Origin of the sequence: Clostridium thailandense, from assembly GCF_019207025.1 — a bacterium.
In the GTDB taxonomy this organism is placed as follows: domain Bacteria; phylum Bacillota; class Clostridia; order Clostridiales; family Clostridiaceae; genus Clostridium_AM; species Clostridium_AM thailandense.
In genome coordinates this window covers 1-14241 of the sequence record NZ_JAEEGC010000091.1, presented here as the reverse complement: position 1 = coordinate 14241, position 14241 = coordinate 1, and the positions used below count along the sequence as shown (strand labels likewise).

Annotated in this window: 15 protein-coding genes; 7 read left to right on the top strand and 8 right to left on the bottom strand. The window is 29.5% G+C overall.

The window, feature by feature from the left end; genetic code table 11:
- Positions 1 to 225: 225 nt before the first annotated feature.
- Together I6U48_RS17085 and I6U48_RS17080 are read left to right on the top strand one after the other, a co-directional pair.
- Positions 226 to 1140, top strand: coding sequence for a DMT family transporter (locus I6U48_RS17085; protein ID WP_218321679.1), 915 nt, complete (start codon positions 226 to 228; stop codon positions 1138 to 1140).
- Positions 1141 to 1215: 75 nt separating this feature from the next.
- On the top strand, positions 1216 to 2148 hold the full coding sequence (locus I6U48_RS17080; protein WP_218321678.1) for a GNAT family N-acetyltransferase: 933 nt from the start codon (positions 1216 to 1218) through the stop codon (positions 2146 to 2148).
- A 199-nt stretch (positions 2149 to 2347) separates the two neighbouring features.
- On the opposite strand, the gene I6U48_RS17075 is transcribed toward I6U48_RS17080, so the two are convergent.
- Positions 2348 to 2950 carry a histidine phosphatase family protein gene (locus I6U48_RS17075; protein WP_218321677.1) on the bottom strand — a complete coding sequence of 201 codons (603 nt, stop codon included), beginning with the start codon at positions 2948 to 2950 and terminating at the stop codon, positions 2348 to 2350.
- Between the two features lie 66 nt (positions 2951 to 3016).
- Between I6U48_RS17075 and I6U48_RS17070 the strand changes: the two genes are divergently transcribed.
- On the top strand, positions 3017 to 4123 hold the full coding sequence (locus tag I6U48_RS17070) for an NAD(P)-binding protein (protein ID WP_218321676.1): 1107 nt from the start codon (positions 3017 to 3019) through the stop codon (positions 4121 to 4123).
- A gap of 82 nt (positions 4124 to 4205) precedes the next feature.
- Here I6U48_RS17070 and I6U48_RS17065 read toward each other — a convergent pair whose 3' ends face one another.
- The 5 genes from I6U48_RS17065 to I6U48_RS17045 all read right to left on the bottom strand — a co-directional run bounded on the left by I6U48_RS17065 (position 4206) and on the right by I6U48_RS17045 (position 8795).
- Positions 4206 to 4643, bottom strand: coding sequence for a MarR family winged helix-turn-helix transcriptional regulator (locus tag I6U48_RS17065; protein WP_218321675.1), 438 nt, complete (start codon positions 4641 to 4643; stop codon positions 4206 to 4208).
- 109 nt (positions 4644 to 4752) lie between these two features.
- Positions 4753 to 5298, bottom strand: coding sequence for a glutathione peroxidase (locus tag I6U48_RS17060; protein WP_218321674.1), 546 nt, complete (start codon positions 5296 to 5298; stop codon positions 4753 to 4755).
- 285 nt (positions 5299 to 5583) lie between these two features.
- Positions 5584 to 6789 carry a flagellar motor switch phosphatase FliY gene (gene fliY / locus I6U48_RS17055; protein ID WP_218321673.1) on the bottom strand — a complete coding sequence of 402 codons (1206 nt, stop codon included), beginning with the start codon at positions 6787 to 6789 and terminating at the stop codon, positions 5584 to 5586.
- Positions 6790 to 6791: 2 nt separating this feature from the next.
- The gene (locus I6U48_RS17050; RefSeq protein WP_218321672.1) at positions 6792 to 7742 is read right to left on the bottom strand and encodes a flagellar motor switch protein FliM; all 951 of its coding nucleotides are present in this window, start codon (positions 7740 to 7742) and stop codon (positions 6792 to 6794) included.
- A gap of 138 nt (positions 7743 to 7880) precedes the next feature.
- Positions 7881 to 8795 (bottom strand): helix-turn-helix transcriptional regulator, encoded by a 915-nt coding sequence (locus I6U48_RS17045; RefSeq protein ID WP_218321671.1) that lies wholly within the window; start codon positions 8793 to 8795, stop codon positions 7881 to 7883.
- Positions 8796 to 9038: 243 nt separating this feature from the next.
- Here I6U48_RS17045 and I6U48_RS17040 point away from each other — a divergent pair, with 243 nt between their 5' ends.
- Entirely contained in the window at positions 9039 to 9548 is a 510-nt protein-coding gene (locus I6U48_RS17040; protein ID WP_218321670.1) for an FMN-binding protein, read from the top strand.
- A gap of 144 nt (positions 9549 to 9692) precedes the next feature.
- Here I6U48_RS17040 and I6U48_RS17035 read toward each other — a convergent pair whose 3' ends face one another.
- Positions 9693 to 10586, bottom strand: coding sequence for an SPL family radical SAM protein (locus tag I6U48_RS17035; protein WP_218321669.1), 894 nt, complete (start codon positions 10584 to 10586; stop codon positions 9693 to 9695).
- Between the two features lie 5 nt (positions 10587 to 10591).
- On the bottom strand, positions 10592 to 10855 hold the full coding sequence (locus tag I6U48_RS17030; RefSeq protein ID WP_218321668.1) for a zinc ribbon domain-containing protein: 264 nt from the start codon (positions 10853 to 10855) through the stop codon (positions 10592 to 10594).
- A gap of 238 nt (positions 10856 to 11093) precedes the next feature.
- Between I6U48_RS17030 and I6U48_RS17025 the strand changes: the two genes are divergently transcribed.
- From I6U48_RS17025 to I6U48_RS17015, 3 genes are all read left to right on the top strand, one after another.
- Positions 11094 to 11816 (top strand): phosphatase, encoded by a 723-nt coding sequence (locus I6U48_RS17025; RefSeq protein ID WP_218321667.1) that lies wholly within the window; start codon positions 11094 to 11096, stop codon positions 11814 to 11816.
- Between the two features lie 229 nt (positions 11817 to 12045).
- Positions 12046 to 12453 carry a bacteriohemerythrin gene (locus tag I6U48_RS17020; protein ID WP_218321666.1) on the top strand — a complete coding sequence of 136 codons (408 nt, stop codon included), beginning with the start codon at positions 12046 to 12048 and terminating at the stop codon, positions 12451 to 12453.
- Between the two features lie 192 nt (positions 12454 to 12645).
- Positions 12646 to 13797 (top strand): methyl-accepting chemotaxis protein, encoded by a 1152-nt coding sequence (locus I6U48_RS17015; protein ID WP_218321665.1) that lies wholly within the window; start codon positions 12646 to 12648, stop codon positions 13795 to 13797.
- Positions 13798 to 14241 lie beyond the last annotated feature (444 nt).

The window sequence follows — 14241 nt, the reverse complement described above, 5'->3', positions numbered from 1 at the left end:
AGTTTATAAAAGTTTCTTAGACTATAAAGGAAACTCCTCTTCCTTTCGTCAGATGAGTAAGCGATTCGCATAAAATCAAAGATTTTAGCTCTCTGCTTAAATACTGAGCTTTAGAATAATTTAAAATTTTTATAGTGCTGAAGTTTGGAAACATATCCCGGAGTATAAGTTAAATGTCGGCCGTGGGTGTCTATATTATATTTATCAACGGAAGGAATAAAAGAAGTGGACAACAAGGTTTTTTTTACAAACAAAAAAATAGTTATTATTCTAGCATCTTTTTGCTGTATTTTGTGGGGCAGTGCTTATCCTGGAGTTAAAAGTGGCTATGCACTCTTTAAAATTAACACTGATGATCTATTTTCCAAATTATCTTTTGCAGGCTATAGGTTTATAATCGCTGGTTTGATGGTACTTGCAATTTCCATGTTTTTTTCTAAAAACATATTCTCTTTATCTAAGAAAAATATAAAGCAACTTGTAATTTTAGGTGTAACTCAAACTACATTACAATATATATTTTTCTATATAGGTCTATCTAATACAACAGGTGTAAAAGGTTCTATAATGAATTCTACTACTACTTTCTTCAGTGTTATTATAGCCCACTTTTTATATGCAAATGATAAAATCACCTTCAAAAAAGCTTTAGGATGTATACTAGGATTTGTAGGTGTGATACTTGTTAACTTTAACTCTAACATACTAGACTTCAGCTTTAAAATTACTGGAGAAGGTTTCATAATTATTGCAGCTCTTGCTTTTTCAGCCTCTGCAATTTATGGAAAAAAACTTTCTGGTCATATAGATGTTATGCTAACTACTGGCTATCAACTTTTAATCGGTGGAATTATACTACTTCTTCTAGGTATTATTAATAAAGGCTATGTCACTAACTTCACAGTTAGCTCCACACTTATATTATTGTATTTATCACTGCTTTCCGCCATTGCTTTCACTATTTGGACAATCCTCTTAAAGTATAACAAAGTCGGAGAAATCTCTATATTCAATTTTATAATTCCGGTGTCCGGTGCCATTCTATCTTCAATATTTTTAGGAGAGACTATTTTAGAATGGAAAAACGCTGTAGCTCTTATTTTGGTGTGCATCGGTATTTACATAGTTAACAAAGATTAAAGTAGATGATACTGAAAGGAGGTATTAGTAGGCTTTAAATGTTATTTAGATTTCTACAAGCCTGCTAAAAGATGTATGATAAAAAAAATGACTTATGATCACATACCTGAAATTCAGCAGATAGATAAACAATGTTTTAAATTTGATATTCCAAGAAGAGTTGAAGGAATTAGAGGATATATAGATAAATGCCCTAATACTGGCATAGTATATGAGCTTAATAATAAAATTGTAGGATACAACTTTATGCACATTTGGGGTAATTTTGCTTGGTTCGGTGGCTTTGGCGTTGATCCTGAGTATCAAGGCAAAGGCATTGGAAAAGAATTACTTAATTATACAATAAAATTTTTAAAGGAAGATATGAAATTATCTAATATCGGACTATACACAATGCCAGAATCAAAATATAATGTAGGGCTTTATATGAATATGGGTTTTAAGCCTTTAAAGCTCTCATTATGTTTACAGAAAGATATATATGCTTTTAATTCGCCTTCCAAATCCCCAGAGTATGAAGTAACAATTGTTGATATTTCTGATCAATCAAATTATTTGAATTTAAAAGAAAATATAAAAATCCTTTCTGATAAAATATCTCAAGGGTTAGATTTATCCTCTCAACTCCATTTAATCAAATATGAAGACTTTGGAATTGCCTTTGCACTAGAACATAATGGTGAATTCAAAGGGGCTGCACTATGTCATACAAAGCATATAAGAGAACTCTCTACTGATTGTCTTGAGATAAGGCTTGTCTGTCTGAGTGAGGATGTTGACTATAAAAAAGCTATTGACTCTATTCTTGATAGATGTAATAGCTATGCAAAAGAAATAAATTATTCAAACATATATATTGATTGCAATACTTACAATTATGATATTTGTATGCATTTGCTTTCTACACATGGATTTAAAATAACCAAAACTCAGCTCACTATGATCATGAGTGATGAAGATTACCTTAATAAGTATAAAGGATTAGTTCTTTGTAGATGGGCTGGATAAGTATAAGAAGAAGATTATAGATAAACATGGCCGAAAGTAGACTTACACTCCGGAATGTGTTTCCAAAGATGAAAACACATTCCTTTGTATAAGTCAACTTTCTGGTGCATTTCTCTATATAGGTATCCATCGCCTAGAGTTGATTTATGCGCAGGTATCTATATAATCTGTTTCTTTTTAAACATATAAAAATAGCAACTTAGCTATTCTCCATCACATACAACTTCCCATTTCTAGCCTTTATAAATCTGTGTCCTGTAAATCCTTTTCTTTTAAGTATCTTTCTTATCTCATATAGTGCACCTGCATGGCTTACAATAAGAATATTTTTATCTTGTTGTTCTAATATTTCATCTATAATTTCATTAATTCTCTTTAAAGTTTTTGTTCTTCCCTCTGGCTGTGAGACATGATCTCTAAACCATGCTATTCTATTTATTAAAGTCCAAAAATGGTATGGCAATGGGATTTTGCTGCTTATCATTGCTGCAAAAGATATCTCCACCAATCTATTGGTTACTATTATGTCACCATGATATATAGTTTTTGCAGTAGTAATAGCTCGCTGCATACTACTGCAGTAGCATTTATCCCATTCTTTGTCTATAACTAGTTCATTAGGTATAATGTCCCTTTTTTCATATTCAATCATATACTGATTATACTTTTCTGATGTCATAAAAAAGTCTTTCTTTAAATCCACTTTAAAATGTCTTACAAGTCCTATTTTCATATCTATTCCCCATTCTGTATGATAATTTATCCATTTTATATAATTTACATAATTGAAATTACTATTCATATTAATAAATCTTCGTATACATATTGGTTTAAATAGAAAAACTATATAAAATCGGAGGTGTGTAACATGAAGGTTGCTATTATGGGAGCTGGGTTATCCGGACTATCTTGCGCTATAACATTAGAGAAAAACAATATAATACCAACTATTTTTGAAAAAAGAAATTGTGTAGGCGATAGATTTGTAAATGGTGAAGCCACCTTTAGCATACTGAACAGACCCATAAAGAATGACTTAAAGTATTTAGAAGAATCTTACGGGATAAGCTTAAAAGCCACTGATATGATTAAAAAGTTAGTGGTTCATTCCAAAAATGAAATAGGAAGCATTGACGGTCCGATAGGTTATATAAATATTAGAGGCAGACATGAAAACTCTTATGAATGTCAGTTAGAACGACAATTAAAATCTAAAATAAATTTTAATTCAACTTATGAATATGGGCAATTATGTAAAGAATTTGAATACGTAATACTAGCCACTGGCGATGGTGCTTATGCTGTCAAATTAGGAAACTATAGGTGCGATCTAACTTGTACAATTAGAGGCGCCACTGTTGAAGGTGAATTTCAAACAAGTATTGCTCATGTATGGTTTAACTACGACGTAATTCCTAAGGGATATGCATGGTTGATACCTTTTTCTGAAAAAGAAGCTAATTTGGTTATTGCATATCCAGATTATCCAAATAATATAAAATTAGACATAGATACTATATGGGATAATTTTTATGATATAGCATGTACTGCTTTAGGCGAAAATCTTAAAATTACTGATAAATTTGAAATTACACAGTATATTATGGGTATATGTGATAAACCCATAATTGATAATACTTATTTCATCGGAAATTGCTTTGGAACAATTTCTCCTGGACTTGGCTTTGGACAATTTGCATCAATATTAACAGGTATATATTCTGCCTATGACTTATGCAATTTAGAGAAATATGAAAGTCTTGTAAAACCTTTATTTAAAAATTACAATAACTCGCTTGTTTTAAGGAGATTTTTAGAAAATTTAAATGACAACTCTTTGGATACAATAATTAAAAACCTAGACAATAAACTTTTTGATGAATTGATTAATAAAGTATGTAGCAATACTACTGAACTTGAAGTTCTTAAGAACTTACTTCCTTTTGCAAAATTTTATAACACTCTTAAAAAATAATTTTATCACCCCGAACTCTTATCTTTCTCAATATAAAATTTATAAAAATCAGCGTAGGATTCCATCTTTAAAATTTGGAACCCTACGCTTTATTATTCAGATTATCCAATAGAACCTTAAGTTTTTCTCTTAATCCTATAGCTTCTTCCTCTGAAATACCAGTGCTGCAAAATACTTTAGTTGGTATTTCCAAAGCTTCATCTTTCATGTTAACTCCTTTTTCAGTTAACTTTATATAAACATTTCTTTCATCTTGTTTATCTCTTATTCTTTGTAATATTCCCATATTTTCAAGCTTTTTTAATAAAGGTGTAAGAGTACCCGAATCTAAATGAAGCTTTTTCCCGAGTTCCTTCACAGTTATATTATCTTGCTCCCAAAGCACTAGAAGAGTGATATATTGAGTATAAGTTATACCAAACTTATCTAATGCTGGTTTATAAATTCTAGTTATTTCCTTAGCGCAAGCATATAATGCAAAGCATAATTGGTTATCTAATTTTAGTGATTCATAATTCATCTTTTATCACAACCTTATAATTAATTAATGATGCAAAACATTTTCTATAACATTTTACATCATTATTAATTAGTTTACAAATTTAAGTACTTAATATAATATCTTTAGATTATAATAGTTTTTCTATTTCAGAAATCATATCTAAAGGTTCTGTTGTAGGTTCAAATCTTTCAACTACATTTCCTTCTCTGTCTATCAAGAATTTTGTAAAATTCCACTTTATAGAATTACCTATTAGATATTCAGGAAACTTTTCTTCCAAGAAGCTATTTAATATTTTTCCACTTGGGTGGTTTAAATCTAAGCCTTTAAAAGGACTCTTTTCACTTAAATATTTAAATAGTGGATGTGCTGAAGCACCTCTTACCTCTATCTTTTCAAATAAAGGGAAAGACACTCCATAATTCAATTGACAGAAATTTTTAACCTCTTTATTACTTCCAGGTTCTTGTTCTGCAAACTGGTTGCAAGGAAATCCTAATATCTCAAAACCTTCTTCTTTGTATTTTTCATAAAGCTTTTCTAGATCTGTATACTGTGGTGTAAATCCACATTTGCTTGCAGTATTTGCTATTATTAATACCTTTCCTTTATATTTTTCAAGAAGTATTTCCTCTCCATCTATTCCAGTAACTTTATAATCATAAATTGACATTATATATTCCTCCTCATTTATTTATGCAATTAAATTTAGCAAAATTTAATTGCATAAAATTAATTTATGTATTAAATCTACCATACTAATTAAACCTTGTCAATATTAAACTAATAGGTATCTTTTAGGCCATTTACCAGCTAGTATAACATTGAATAATAAAATTAATACAGTTAATATTCATTATTTAATGTTATGAAATCATTTTCCCAAATCAAAAATAAGCTATTACAAAATTGAAATCAGATTCATACTTTGCAATAGCTTATTTCATATAAAAGATTTTTAAATATTATTTTTATTAACATCTATTATGTTTATACCTAAATTGCCATTTACTAATACTACTTCTCCATAAGCAATAACTTTTCCGTTAACATGAAGTTCTACTGGTTGATCTGCCAATTGATTTAACTCAAGCAAAGTTCCATTACTAAAGTTCATAATTTCTTTTATACTACGCTGAGCATTTCCTAAAACAACTTGTATGTTTAATGGTATATCAAATATAGAACTGGTATTTTTCGATAGATTTTCAAAATCTCCGAATTGTTTATATTCGACCCTATCCATCTTTAGGCTAGATATATCATTATTTAAAGAACAATTGTTTTCTATCTTTTCCTCTTGCTCTAGTTTAACTTCATCTTTATTTATAGCTTGCTCTTTCATTTTTTCTACAGCATCTTGCTTACTTTCAATCACAACCCCAGCAGATTGTACCTCATTAGCAGACTGTTCATTACTAGCAGACTCCTCTGATACTTCTGTTCCCGTCATTATAGCTATTATTTTTTGTGCGGTTTCTGCCGATATCACCTGCATTATAACGCTATCTATTAAATCCTCTATATTTAGCTTAAACGCTACCTCAATAACCTCTTCCTCATCTTCAACCTCTGACATATCTGCTGTTACAGAATCCCAAACTTTTGACTGTGGCGGAGAAATATCGACTTTTCTTGTAAACATAGTTGCCATTGATGTAGCTGCCGAGCCTATCATTAAATTCATTGCCTCTGAAACAGCACTTTCTTCTATCTCAGATAATGTTGTAGCTTGAACTTGTCCAGTACCACCCATCATTAAGTTAGCAACTATTGCCGCATCTGAAACCTTCATAAGCAAAACATTTTTCCCTGAAATCCCAGCGATATACTTTATCTCTAGGGCAATATTAGGTATTTCAAATCCCTCTCTCATTTTCTTCAAAGTTGTAACAGACACAACTGGAGTTGTTATATTTACCTTTTTACCTATCATATCAGATAAGGCTGTCGCAGCTGAACCCATCGATATGTTACCAACTTCACCTAATAAATCTTTTTCGATATCAGTTAAAACAATTTCACTTTTATCTGTTTTTTTAGTATCATCACTATTTGAAGCTTTTTTCTTTCTTCCTCTCTTTGGTTTTTCTATTGCTTCTTCACTACTATTATCCCCTGCTAATAAGGCATTAATTTCTTCTTGAGAAAGTCCATTACTCATATTCACACATCCTTATCTAAACAATCTACTATTTTAACTGCTTTACGGTTACGTATTAAACCTAATTCGCCATTAAAACAATGCTTTTCTTCAACTAATATAATTGCTTTATTTTTATATTTTCTATGGGTGTTTAAAATTGTTCCTTTTTCTAAATCCATAAGCTCCCTTAAAGTTAACTGTATATTATCTAATACCACTTTTACATTTAGGTTTGTATCTCCAAAATTACTACTTAGTTTCGGACTTGATTTTATACTCTTTACTTCTAGTTTTCCTGAATATTTTTCTATACTTGAATAAGGAATACATAGATTAAATATAGTAATCTCTTCTTCAATATTTACTGAGAATGATGCTAAAACAACAGACTCAGTATTAGAGAATAAATTGACCTTGGATAAATCAAATTCTAAATATTCAACTTCAGGCTTAATCTTTAAAACTCTACTCCACGCTTCTTCTAAATATTCTATGAGATTTGCAGCTATCTTCATTGAAGCATTTTTATCAGCTTCCGAAAACTCCACTAGATCTTTCTTTTTGCTTTCTGTTTTACCTGAGAGAATATTCTCAATTTGAAATATTAAACTAGGACTTGTTTCAAATAATAAATATCCATCTAAAGGATTTAATTTAAAAGCAGCTAAAGCAGCAGGGTATGGGATAGAATGCATAAATTCTTCGTAGCGCATTTCTTGTATAAATTCTAATGATACCCTTCCATTTGAGTTTCCAAGAATACTAGAAGTCAAGACATTAGCATATTCTTTATGAACATATTCTAGTATATGTATATCTTTATCATCAAATTTCGGACTATTTTCTAATACAGTTGAAGGAACATCTTCTTCATTAGCAGAATTGTCATTACTCTCTTCTCCAATCACTTCACCCGCCGCCATAGCTGCAAGTAAAGCATCTATTTCGCTTTGCGATAAAACCTCTGCCATATTTAATCCTCATTTCATCATTTTTAAACAAAATTTATTTAATTTTAAACATTTATGTCTTTATTGGACAATCCTTAATTACATTATAACAGAATATTAATACATTGTTTTTCCAATTACAATAAATAATTTATAAATTTAAGATAAATTATATTTTTTTAGCATACCTTGAATTCTTTCTCCTACTGCTTTTCTAATGAAACCTGGTTCAATAACCTCTACGCCATTTCCATAAGATAATATGTAAGAATACACCCATTCATTATAAGGAAATTCCGTTGTTACTAAATAAGTTCCCTCTGACTCTTGTAGAATTTCATCTTCATCAAAATAGTCAACAATTCTATAAAACATATTTTCATTAAACCTAAGCTTCAGTTTAACCATATTGATATTGTTATGTTCTTCAATCTTTTCAAAAAACTTACTTAGTTCTCCTCTTTCGAAGCTTTCATTAACACTTTTTACTTCTCTCATACGTGTAATTTTAAATAATCTTGCAAGCTTTTTGTCACAGCAAAAAGCCCATAAATACCAAGCTTGACCTTTGAAAATAATTTTATAAGGTTTTACAGTACGGTCACTTTTGATACTTTCAGCATTTACATATTTAAATTTTAAAATTTTTTGTTTCAAAATCGCTGATTTAATTTCCTCAAATCTTGTATTAATTTCTTTACTATCTCCCCAGTATGTAAAATCAACATCTACCCAATCCACATAACCGCTATTACCGAAAATTCCCTTAAGCTTTTCTAAAGTATTATTTATCTTAAGTTGTTTTGTGCTTTCCAAAGTTTCAAGAGCAAAAATTATGTTATTTTTTTCATCATCAGAGAGGATGGCTTTATCTAAAGTATAATTTTCTAAAAGAGAAATTCCTCCACCTTTTCCTTTACTCATGTATACGGGTATACCTGCACTAGATAATTCTTCTATATCTCTATAAATAGTTCTTTGAGATACCTCAAATCTCTCTGCAAGATCTTTTGATGTAACAGTTCTTTTATTTAAAAGAATAATTATTATCTCCATCAATCTGTTAACTTTCATGTTTATCACCATTTTTATTATATCAAAATAATATGACATAAAATAGTCATATTATTTTGATATAATAAAGTTTAAAAATCACTTTTAAAAGATATTGATTGTGTGAAAATAAATAAGTTATAATTATCTACAGGAGATTAAATCCTTTTATGTTACTTTATTGTCATCTGGCAACATAAAAAGAAAACTTTAAAAATAGTGTAAAAACCTTTACACTATCTTATAAAATTGGGGGGATCTATTATGAAAAAGTTAAGTACTTTAATAGCTGTTGCTTTAGTATCTATTTTTGCTTTAACTAGCTGCAGCACATCTAGCAATAAAGAAAATACAAGCACTACAAATACTGCAAAAGAAAGTACAAACTCAAATTCTGCCACATATAAAGATGGAACCTATAAAGCTACTTATGATAAATCTGATAAACGTGGTTGGAAGCCACAAATTACTATAGTTATTCAGAACGGTAAAATTATAAAGACTGATTTTAATGATATAGACAAAAATGGGAAACTAAAAACAGAAGATTCTAATTACGGGAAAAGCATGAAGGAAAAGAATGGTACTGAACCAAAAGAATTTATTCCAAAACTTGATCAACAGCTTATAAATTCTCAAACTGCGTCAAAAATTGATGGAATTACAGGTGCTACTCAATCTACAACAAAATTTAAAGAGTTATCAAAAGCTGCTCTTGATAAAGCTAAAATAGGAGATTCGCATGAAATAATCTTACCTATGAAAGAAAATTAATTTAAAATGAAAGTCTATTAGAATGATACTGTATCAGAAGTCAATAAAAAAGATATTGTCTCGAAGTTTTTTATAACTTTCTTAAATTTGAGACAATATCTTTTTTATAACTTATACATAATACCACTATCAGAAAAAAACTTTTCAAAACCAGCTCATCTGTCTATTACCATATCCAAACTTATAAGCTGCTGTTATATCCTTCATCCTGTAAAGTATCCCTAACCTTTCACATTCTAGTTTAAACACTTTCCAAAGGTTTTTAGCATTAGGTGAACAACATTCATAGCCATTTCCAAATACGGTATTATACTTCTGAACTAAATTTTGGTTTGGAAATAACTTCGTAAGTTTGCCGTAAAAATGCTCTCTCTGATTTTGTCTTAAGGTCACTCCCATGCCATAAGCAAAAATAAACTTTGCTCCGCATTCGGCTGCTTTTCTTACTATTTTTATAATATTATCTTCATTATCATTGATGAAGGGCAAAATCGGCATGAGCAAGATTCCTGTGAATATACCATTTTCTGAAAGTCTTTTTATGGCTTCAAATCTTTGAAAAGATGTACAAACATTACTCTCAATTTTTTTGCATAATTCATCCTTAAATGTAGTAATAGTCATCTTAATAAGCACTGGCGAATGTTCTTTTATTTTTTTCAAGATATCAATATCCCTTGTTATAAGATTACTTTTAGTGGCTACTGATATTCCGAAATTAAAGATGTTTATTTGCTCTAATGCATTTCTTGTTAACATCAAATCTTTTTCAAAAGGATTGTAAGGATCACTCATCGCCCCAGTTCCAACAATCCCCTTTCTTCTTTTGCTCTTCAACTCTTTTCTAATAAGCTCTATAGAATTCTCCTTTGCCCTAACCATATCAAAATTTTCTATTCCATAACATTCACTTCTAGAATCACAGTAAATACATCCATGACAGCACCCCTTATAAATATTCATATTATAATTAATACCGAACCATGAATCTCCATTAGCATAACCTGAAATTATCGTTTTTGCAGAAATATAGTTCATAATTATTATTTATTCTTCCATCTTTTTAGTGTAGGAAAAAAGCTCTGCATACTTTTCCTAGCTTCTTCTTCACTTGTACCTGGATGGGCATTTACCATGTGTGGCACACAAAATTCTATCATTTGCTCCATAGTCATATCCCCCTTAAAATCACCATTTTCAAAACAGTAAATGCAATATTCATTGTTTTTGCTTCCATCTACATTTGTTCCCATTTCTTTTTCATTTACAAGTGGCATACCACAACTTTGACAATAAACTATTTCCATTACAAACACACTCCCTTTTGTTATTTACCTATATAATAGCAGAAAATATATGACAACTGTATGTCATATTCTATCCACTAAATCTTCTATGTAAACTTGTTTTTAATTTGTTATATCATTATAATTACAGTTGGAAACCTTAACATTGCAATTTTTACACCGCTATCTAATTTGCATACAATAGATTAAAATTTTAAAATATAATAAAGCAATGAAAGTTTGAAAGGAGTAATAATATATGAAATATATTCTTGATATGCACACCCATACAATAGTCAGTGGTCATGCTTACACAACTTTATTAGAAAATGCAAAATATGCTAGTGAAATAGGTCTTCAGCTTTTAGGTACCACTGATCATGGTCCTTCTATGCCTGGTGCCCCACATCACTGGTATTTTGGAAATCTTAAAGTTCTTCCAAGAGAGCTTTTTGGTGTTACTATGCTTTATGGTTGTGAAGCTAATATTATAGATTATGAAGGAAACTTAGATTTACCTATGGATATACAGGAGAGAATAGATATAATGATAGCAAGTATCCATGAACCAGTGATGGAAGCAACAGAAAATGCTGATTTAAACACCACTGCATTTCTGAAAACTATGGATAATCCTAACGTACACATTATAGGTCATCCTGGAAATCCAAAATTTCCGATTCATGAAGAAGAATTAATTAAAAAAGCTAAGGAAAAAAATATACTTATCGAAATAAACAATAGTTCTTTTGTAAGTTCAAGAATTGGAAGTTCAAAAATATGTTCAAAAATAGCCAGTCTATGTAAGGAACATGGTGTAAAGATAATTTTAAACAGTGATGCTCATTTCTGTCAACGTATAGGTAATTTTGATGCTGCAGTAGAAGTGTTAAAGCAGATAAATATGCCTGAAGAATTAATTATAAATAGGAGTAAAACTGAATTTTTAGACTTTTTAAGATTTAAAGGAAAAAAAATATAATTTTAATAATATTAACAGCAGAACTAAACTGTTATCTGATAATCATGAATAATTTTCATTAATAGCCGTAGTAATTTCGGCTATTTTTTATTTATTTCAGATAATAAAAATAATTTTATCTTATTAATATAAATAATTTTTTAATAATTATTATTGAATTATTTTTCTGTTTTGATATACTTATATATTATAAGAAATATTTTATATAATTCAATAGGAGGAAATATATATGTTTCAATGGAAAAAGGAATATGAAACTGGAATAGCTATTATAGATGAACAACACCAAGAATTATTTAAAATTGCAAACGAGGCCTACAATCTTTTAAAGAACAATTTAATCATAGACAAGTACGACAAAGTCCTTATAATTTTCGACAAATTGCTAGATTACTGTAAATATCACTTTTCTGCAGAAGAAAAGTATTTACTAGATATAGGTTATAAAAAATTTCTTAGCCACAAAGTACAACATGAAGAGTTTATTAAAGATCTCAAAAATGCAAACTTAAAAAAAATTGACACTAATCAAGATGAATACATAATGGAAATATTAGAGTTTTTCGTAAGATGGATATCTGGACACATATTGGCTACTGACATGGACTATGTTAAGTATGAAAGAACTTTAAAATAATATAAAACAGCAAAATCCACTGTACCTTAGTATGTAAGTGGATTTTGTTTTTTTATTCTTAATATCTCTATATTTATAGCAATCTTCTACTTTTAGTATAGTATATTAAGAATGCAGCTTTAAATACGATAAATAAAGTAAATGTCTTAATATCTTATGTTTAATTAGACTACTACGGAAGGGGTTACTATCATGTTTTCCATAAGAGCATTAGATTATTTAAAATCTTTAGCAGAGCTGCAAGTTGATATGATACCAGAAGGTGCTTTATACTTAATTATTGAGGGTGACACATTTACTTGGAGAAGAGCATCAAAATCTTTTGATTTGAACATATTTCAGGTCGGTGAGAAATTAAATGCTAACAGTATAGCAGGTAGAGCCATACGTGAAAATAGAACAATAGTCCAGAATGTTCCACGTTCTTTATATGGAATAAGATTGAAAACTATTGCTCAACCTTTGGTTAATGAAGAAGGACAAGCTGTTGGAGTATTTTCAATCGTATTTCCTAGATTACATCCTGTAGCAAAATCATTTGAAAATTTCGCTCCTATTCTAGTAGAAATGTTTCCTGAAGGAGCTTTTCTTTATGTCTCAGATTTAACTAAAATAATTCTCGCTCAGTCCTCTAAAAAATTTGATATGCCTACTACACAAGTAGGATATAACTTAAAGGAAGATGATATTGCGAGCAAAGTTATAAAAACCAAACAACCTTTTACAACTGAACTAGATAGCTCAAAATATGGGGTTCCTATTTTAATAACATGTTATCCATTATTTGATGAAGATAATTCAGATGAAATTGTTGGCACGTTAGGAGTAGTAATACCAAAATTACTTGCTAATAACCTTCGTGAAATGTCAGATAATCTTGAAAATGGCCTTTCCGGAATAGCTTCTGCCATTGAACAGTTATCAGCATCAGCATCTAGCATACATACAAATGAACAAGAACTTAATAAAGAAATTAACGAAATAATAAGCATATCTGAAAAAATAAATGAAATATCAACTTTTATTCAAAAAATTGCTAACGAAACAAATATGCTTGGACTAAATGCAGCAATCGAAGCTGCTAGAGCTGGTGAATCAGGAAAAGGTTTCAGTGTTGTCGCACAGCAAATTAGAAAACTATCCGAACAATCAAGGAGTACAGTTCCTGAGATAAAAAAATTGACAGATGACATCAAAACAAAGGTAACTGAAACTCGTGAGAAAAGTCAAAGTTCATTAAATTCTAGTGAAGAACAAGCTTCTGCTACACAAGAAATTACAGCAAGTATTGAAGAAATAAGCTCTATGTCAGAAGAATTAAATAAAATTGCACATACTCTATAATTACTAAACACGAGGATGGTCTTTCCTGGAGTGGTACTTTCGAAATGAATCCTGATAAAACACTATTAAGTGATGAGGAATATGAGAAAATAATTAATGATATTAAGGAAAACTTATATATAGAAAAGAATTTGAATTGAGTATTTCTTATAGATAAGGAATCTATATACTATATTCTCATATATTATTACAGAGTATTGATAACTTATGCAATTAGTATATTAGGCATATCTAATACTGGGTTTAAGTATAGATAAATACGGCCGAAAGTTAACTTATAAAAAATATTTATTGGTAACAGTTAACATAAATTAAATATTTTCAGAAGAAAAAGGAAGAAAACTCAGAGAACGTGCATAGGTTTGTGTAAAATAGAATAGACAAGTTTAAATTTATTTGGAAATTACTATGGGAATTCTTTTCCATAGTAATTTTTATTTTTTG

Coding starts and splice junctions, on each gene's coding strand:
- I6U48_RS17080 (WP_218321678.1), top strand. CDS start 1,216: ATGATAAAAAAAATGACTTATGATCACATACCTGAAATTCAGCAGATA.
- I6U48_RS17075 (WP_218321677.1), bottom strand. CDS start 2,950: ATGAATAGTAATTTCAATTATGTAAATTATATAAAATGGATAAATTAT.
- I6U48_RS17070 (WP_218321676.1), top strand. CDS start 3,017: ATGAAGGTTGCTATTATGGGAGCTGGGTTATCCGGACTATCTTGCGCT.
- I6U48_RS17065 (WP_218321675.1), bottom strand. CDS start 4,643: ATGAATTATGAATCACTAAAATTAGATAACCAATTATGCTTTGCATTA.
- I6U48_RS17060 (WP_218321674.1), bottom strand. CDS start 5,298: ATGTCAATTTATGATTATAAAGTTACTGGAATAGATGGAGAGGAAATA.
- fliY (WP_218321673.1), bottom strand. CDS start 6,789: ATGAGTAATGGACTTTCTCAAGAAGAAATTAATGCCTTATTAGCAGGG.
- I6U48_RS17050 (WP_218321672.1), bottom strand. CDS start 7,742: ATGGCAGAGGTTTTATCGCAAAGCGAAATAGATGCTTTACTTGCAGCT.
- I6U48_RS17045 (WP_218321671.1), bottom strand. CDS start 8,795: ATGAAAGTTAACAGATTGATGGAGATAATAATTATTCTTTTAAATAAA.
- I6U48_RS17040 (WP_218321670.1), top strand. CDS start 9,039: ATGAAAAAGTTAAGTACTTTAATAGCTGTTGCTTTAGTATCTATTTTT.
- I6U48_RS17035 (WP_218321669.1), bottom strand. CDS start 10,586: ATGAACTATATTTCTGCAAAAACGATAATTTCAGGTTATGCTAATGGA.
- I6U48_RS17030 (WP_218321668.1), bottom strand. CDS start 10,855: ATGGAAATAGTTTATTGTCAAAGTTGTGGTATGCCACTTGTAAATGAA.
- I6U48_RS17025 (WP_218321667.1), top strand. CDS start 11,094: ATGAAATATATTCTTGATATGCACACCCATACAATAGTCAGTGGTCAT.
- I6U48_RS17020 (WP_218321666.1), top strand. CDS start 12,046: ATGTTTCAATGGAAAAAGGAATATGAAACTGGAATAGCTATTATAGAT.
- I6U48_RS17015 (WP_218321665.1), top strand. CDS start 12,646: ATGTTTTCCATAAGAGCATTAGATTATTTAAAATCTTTAGCAGAGCTG.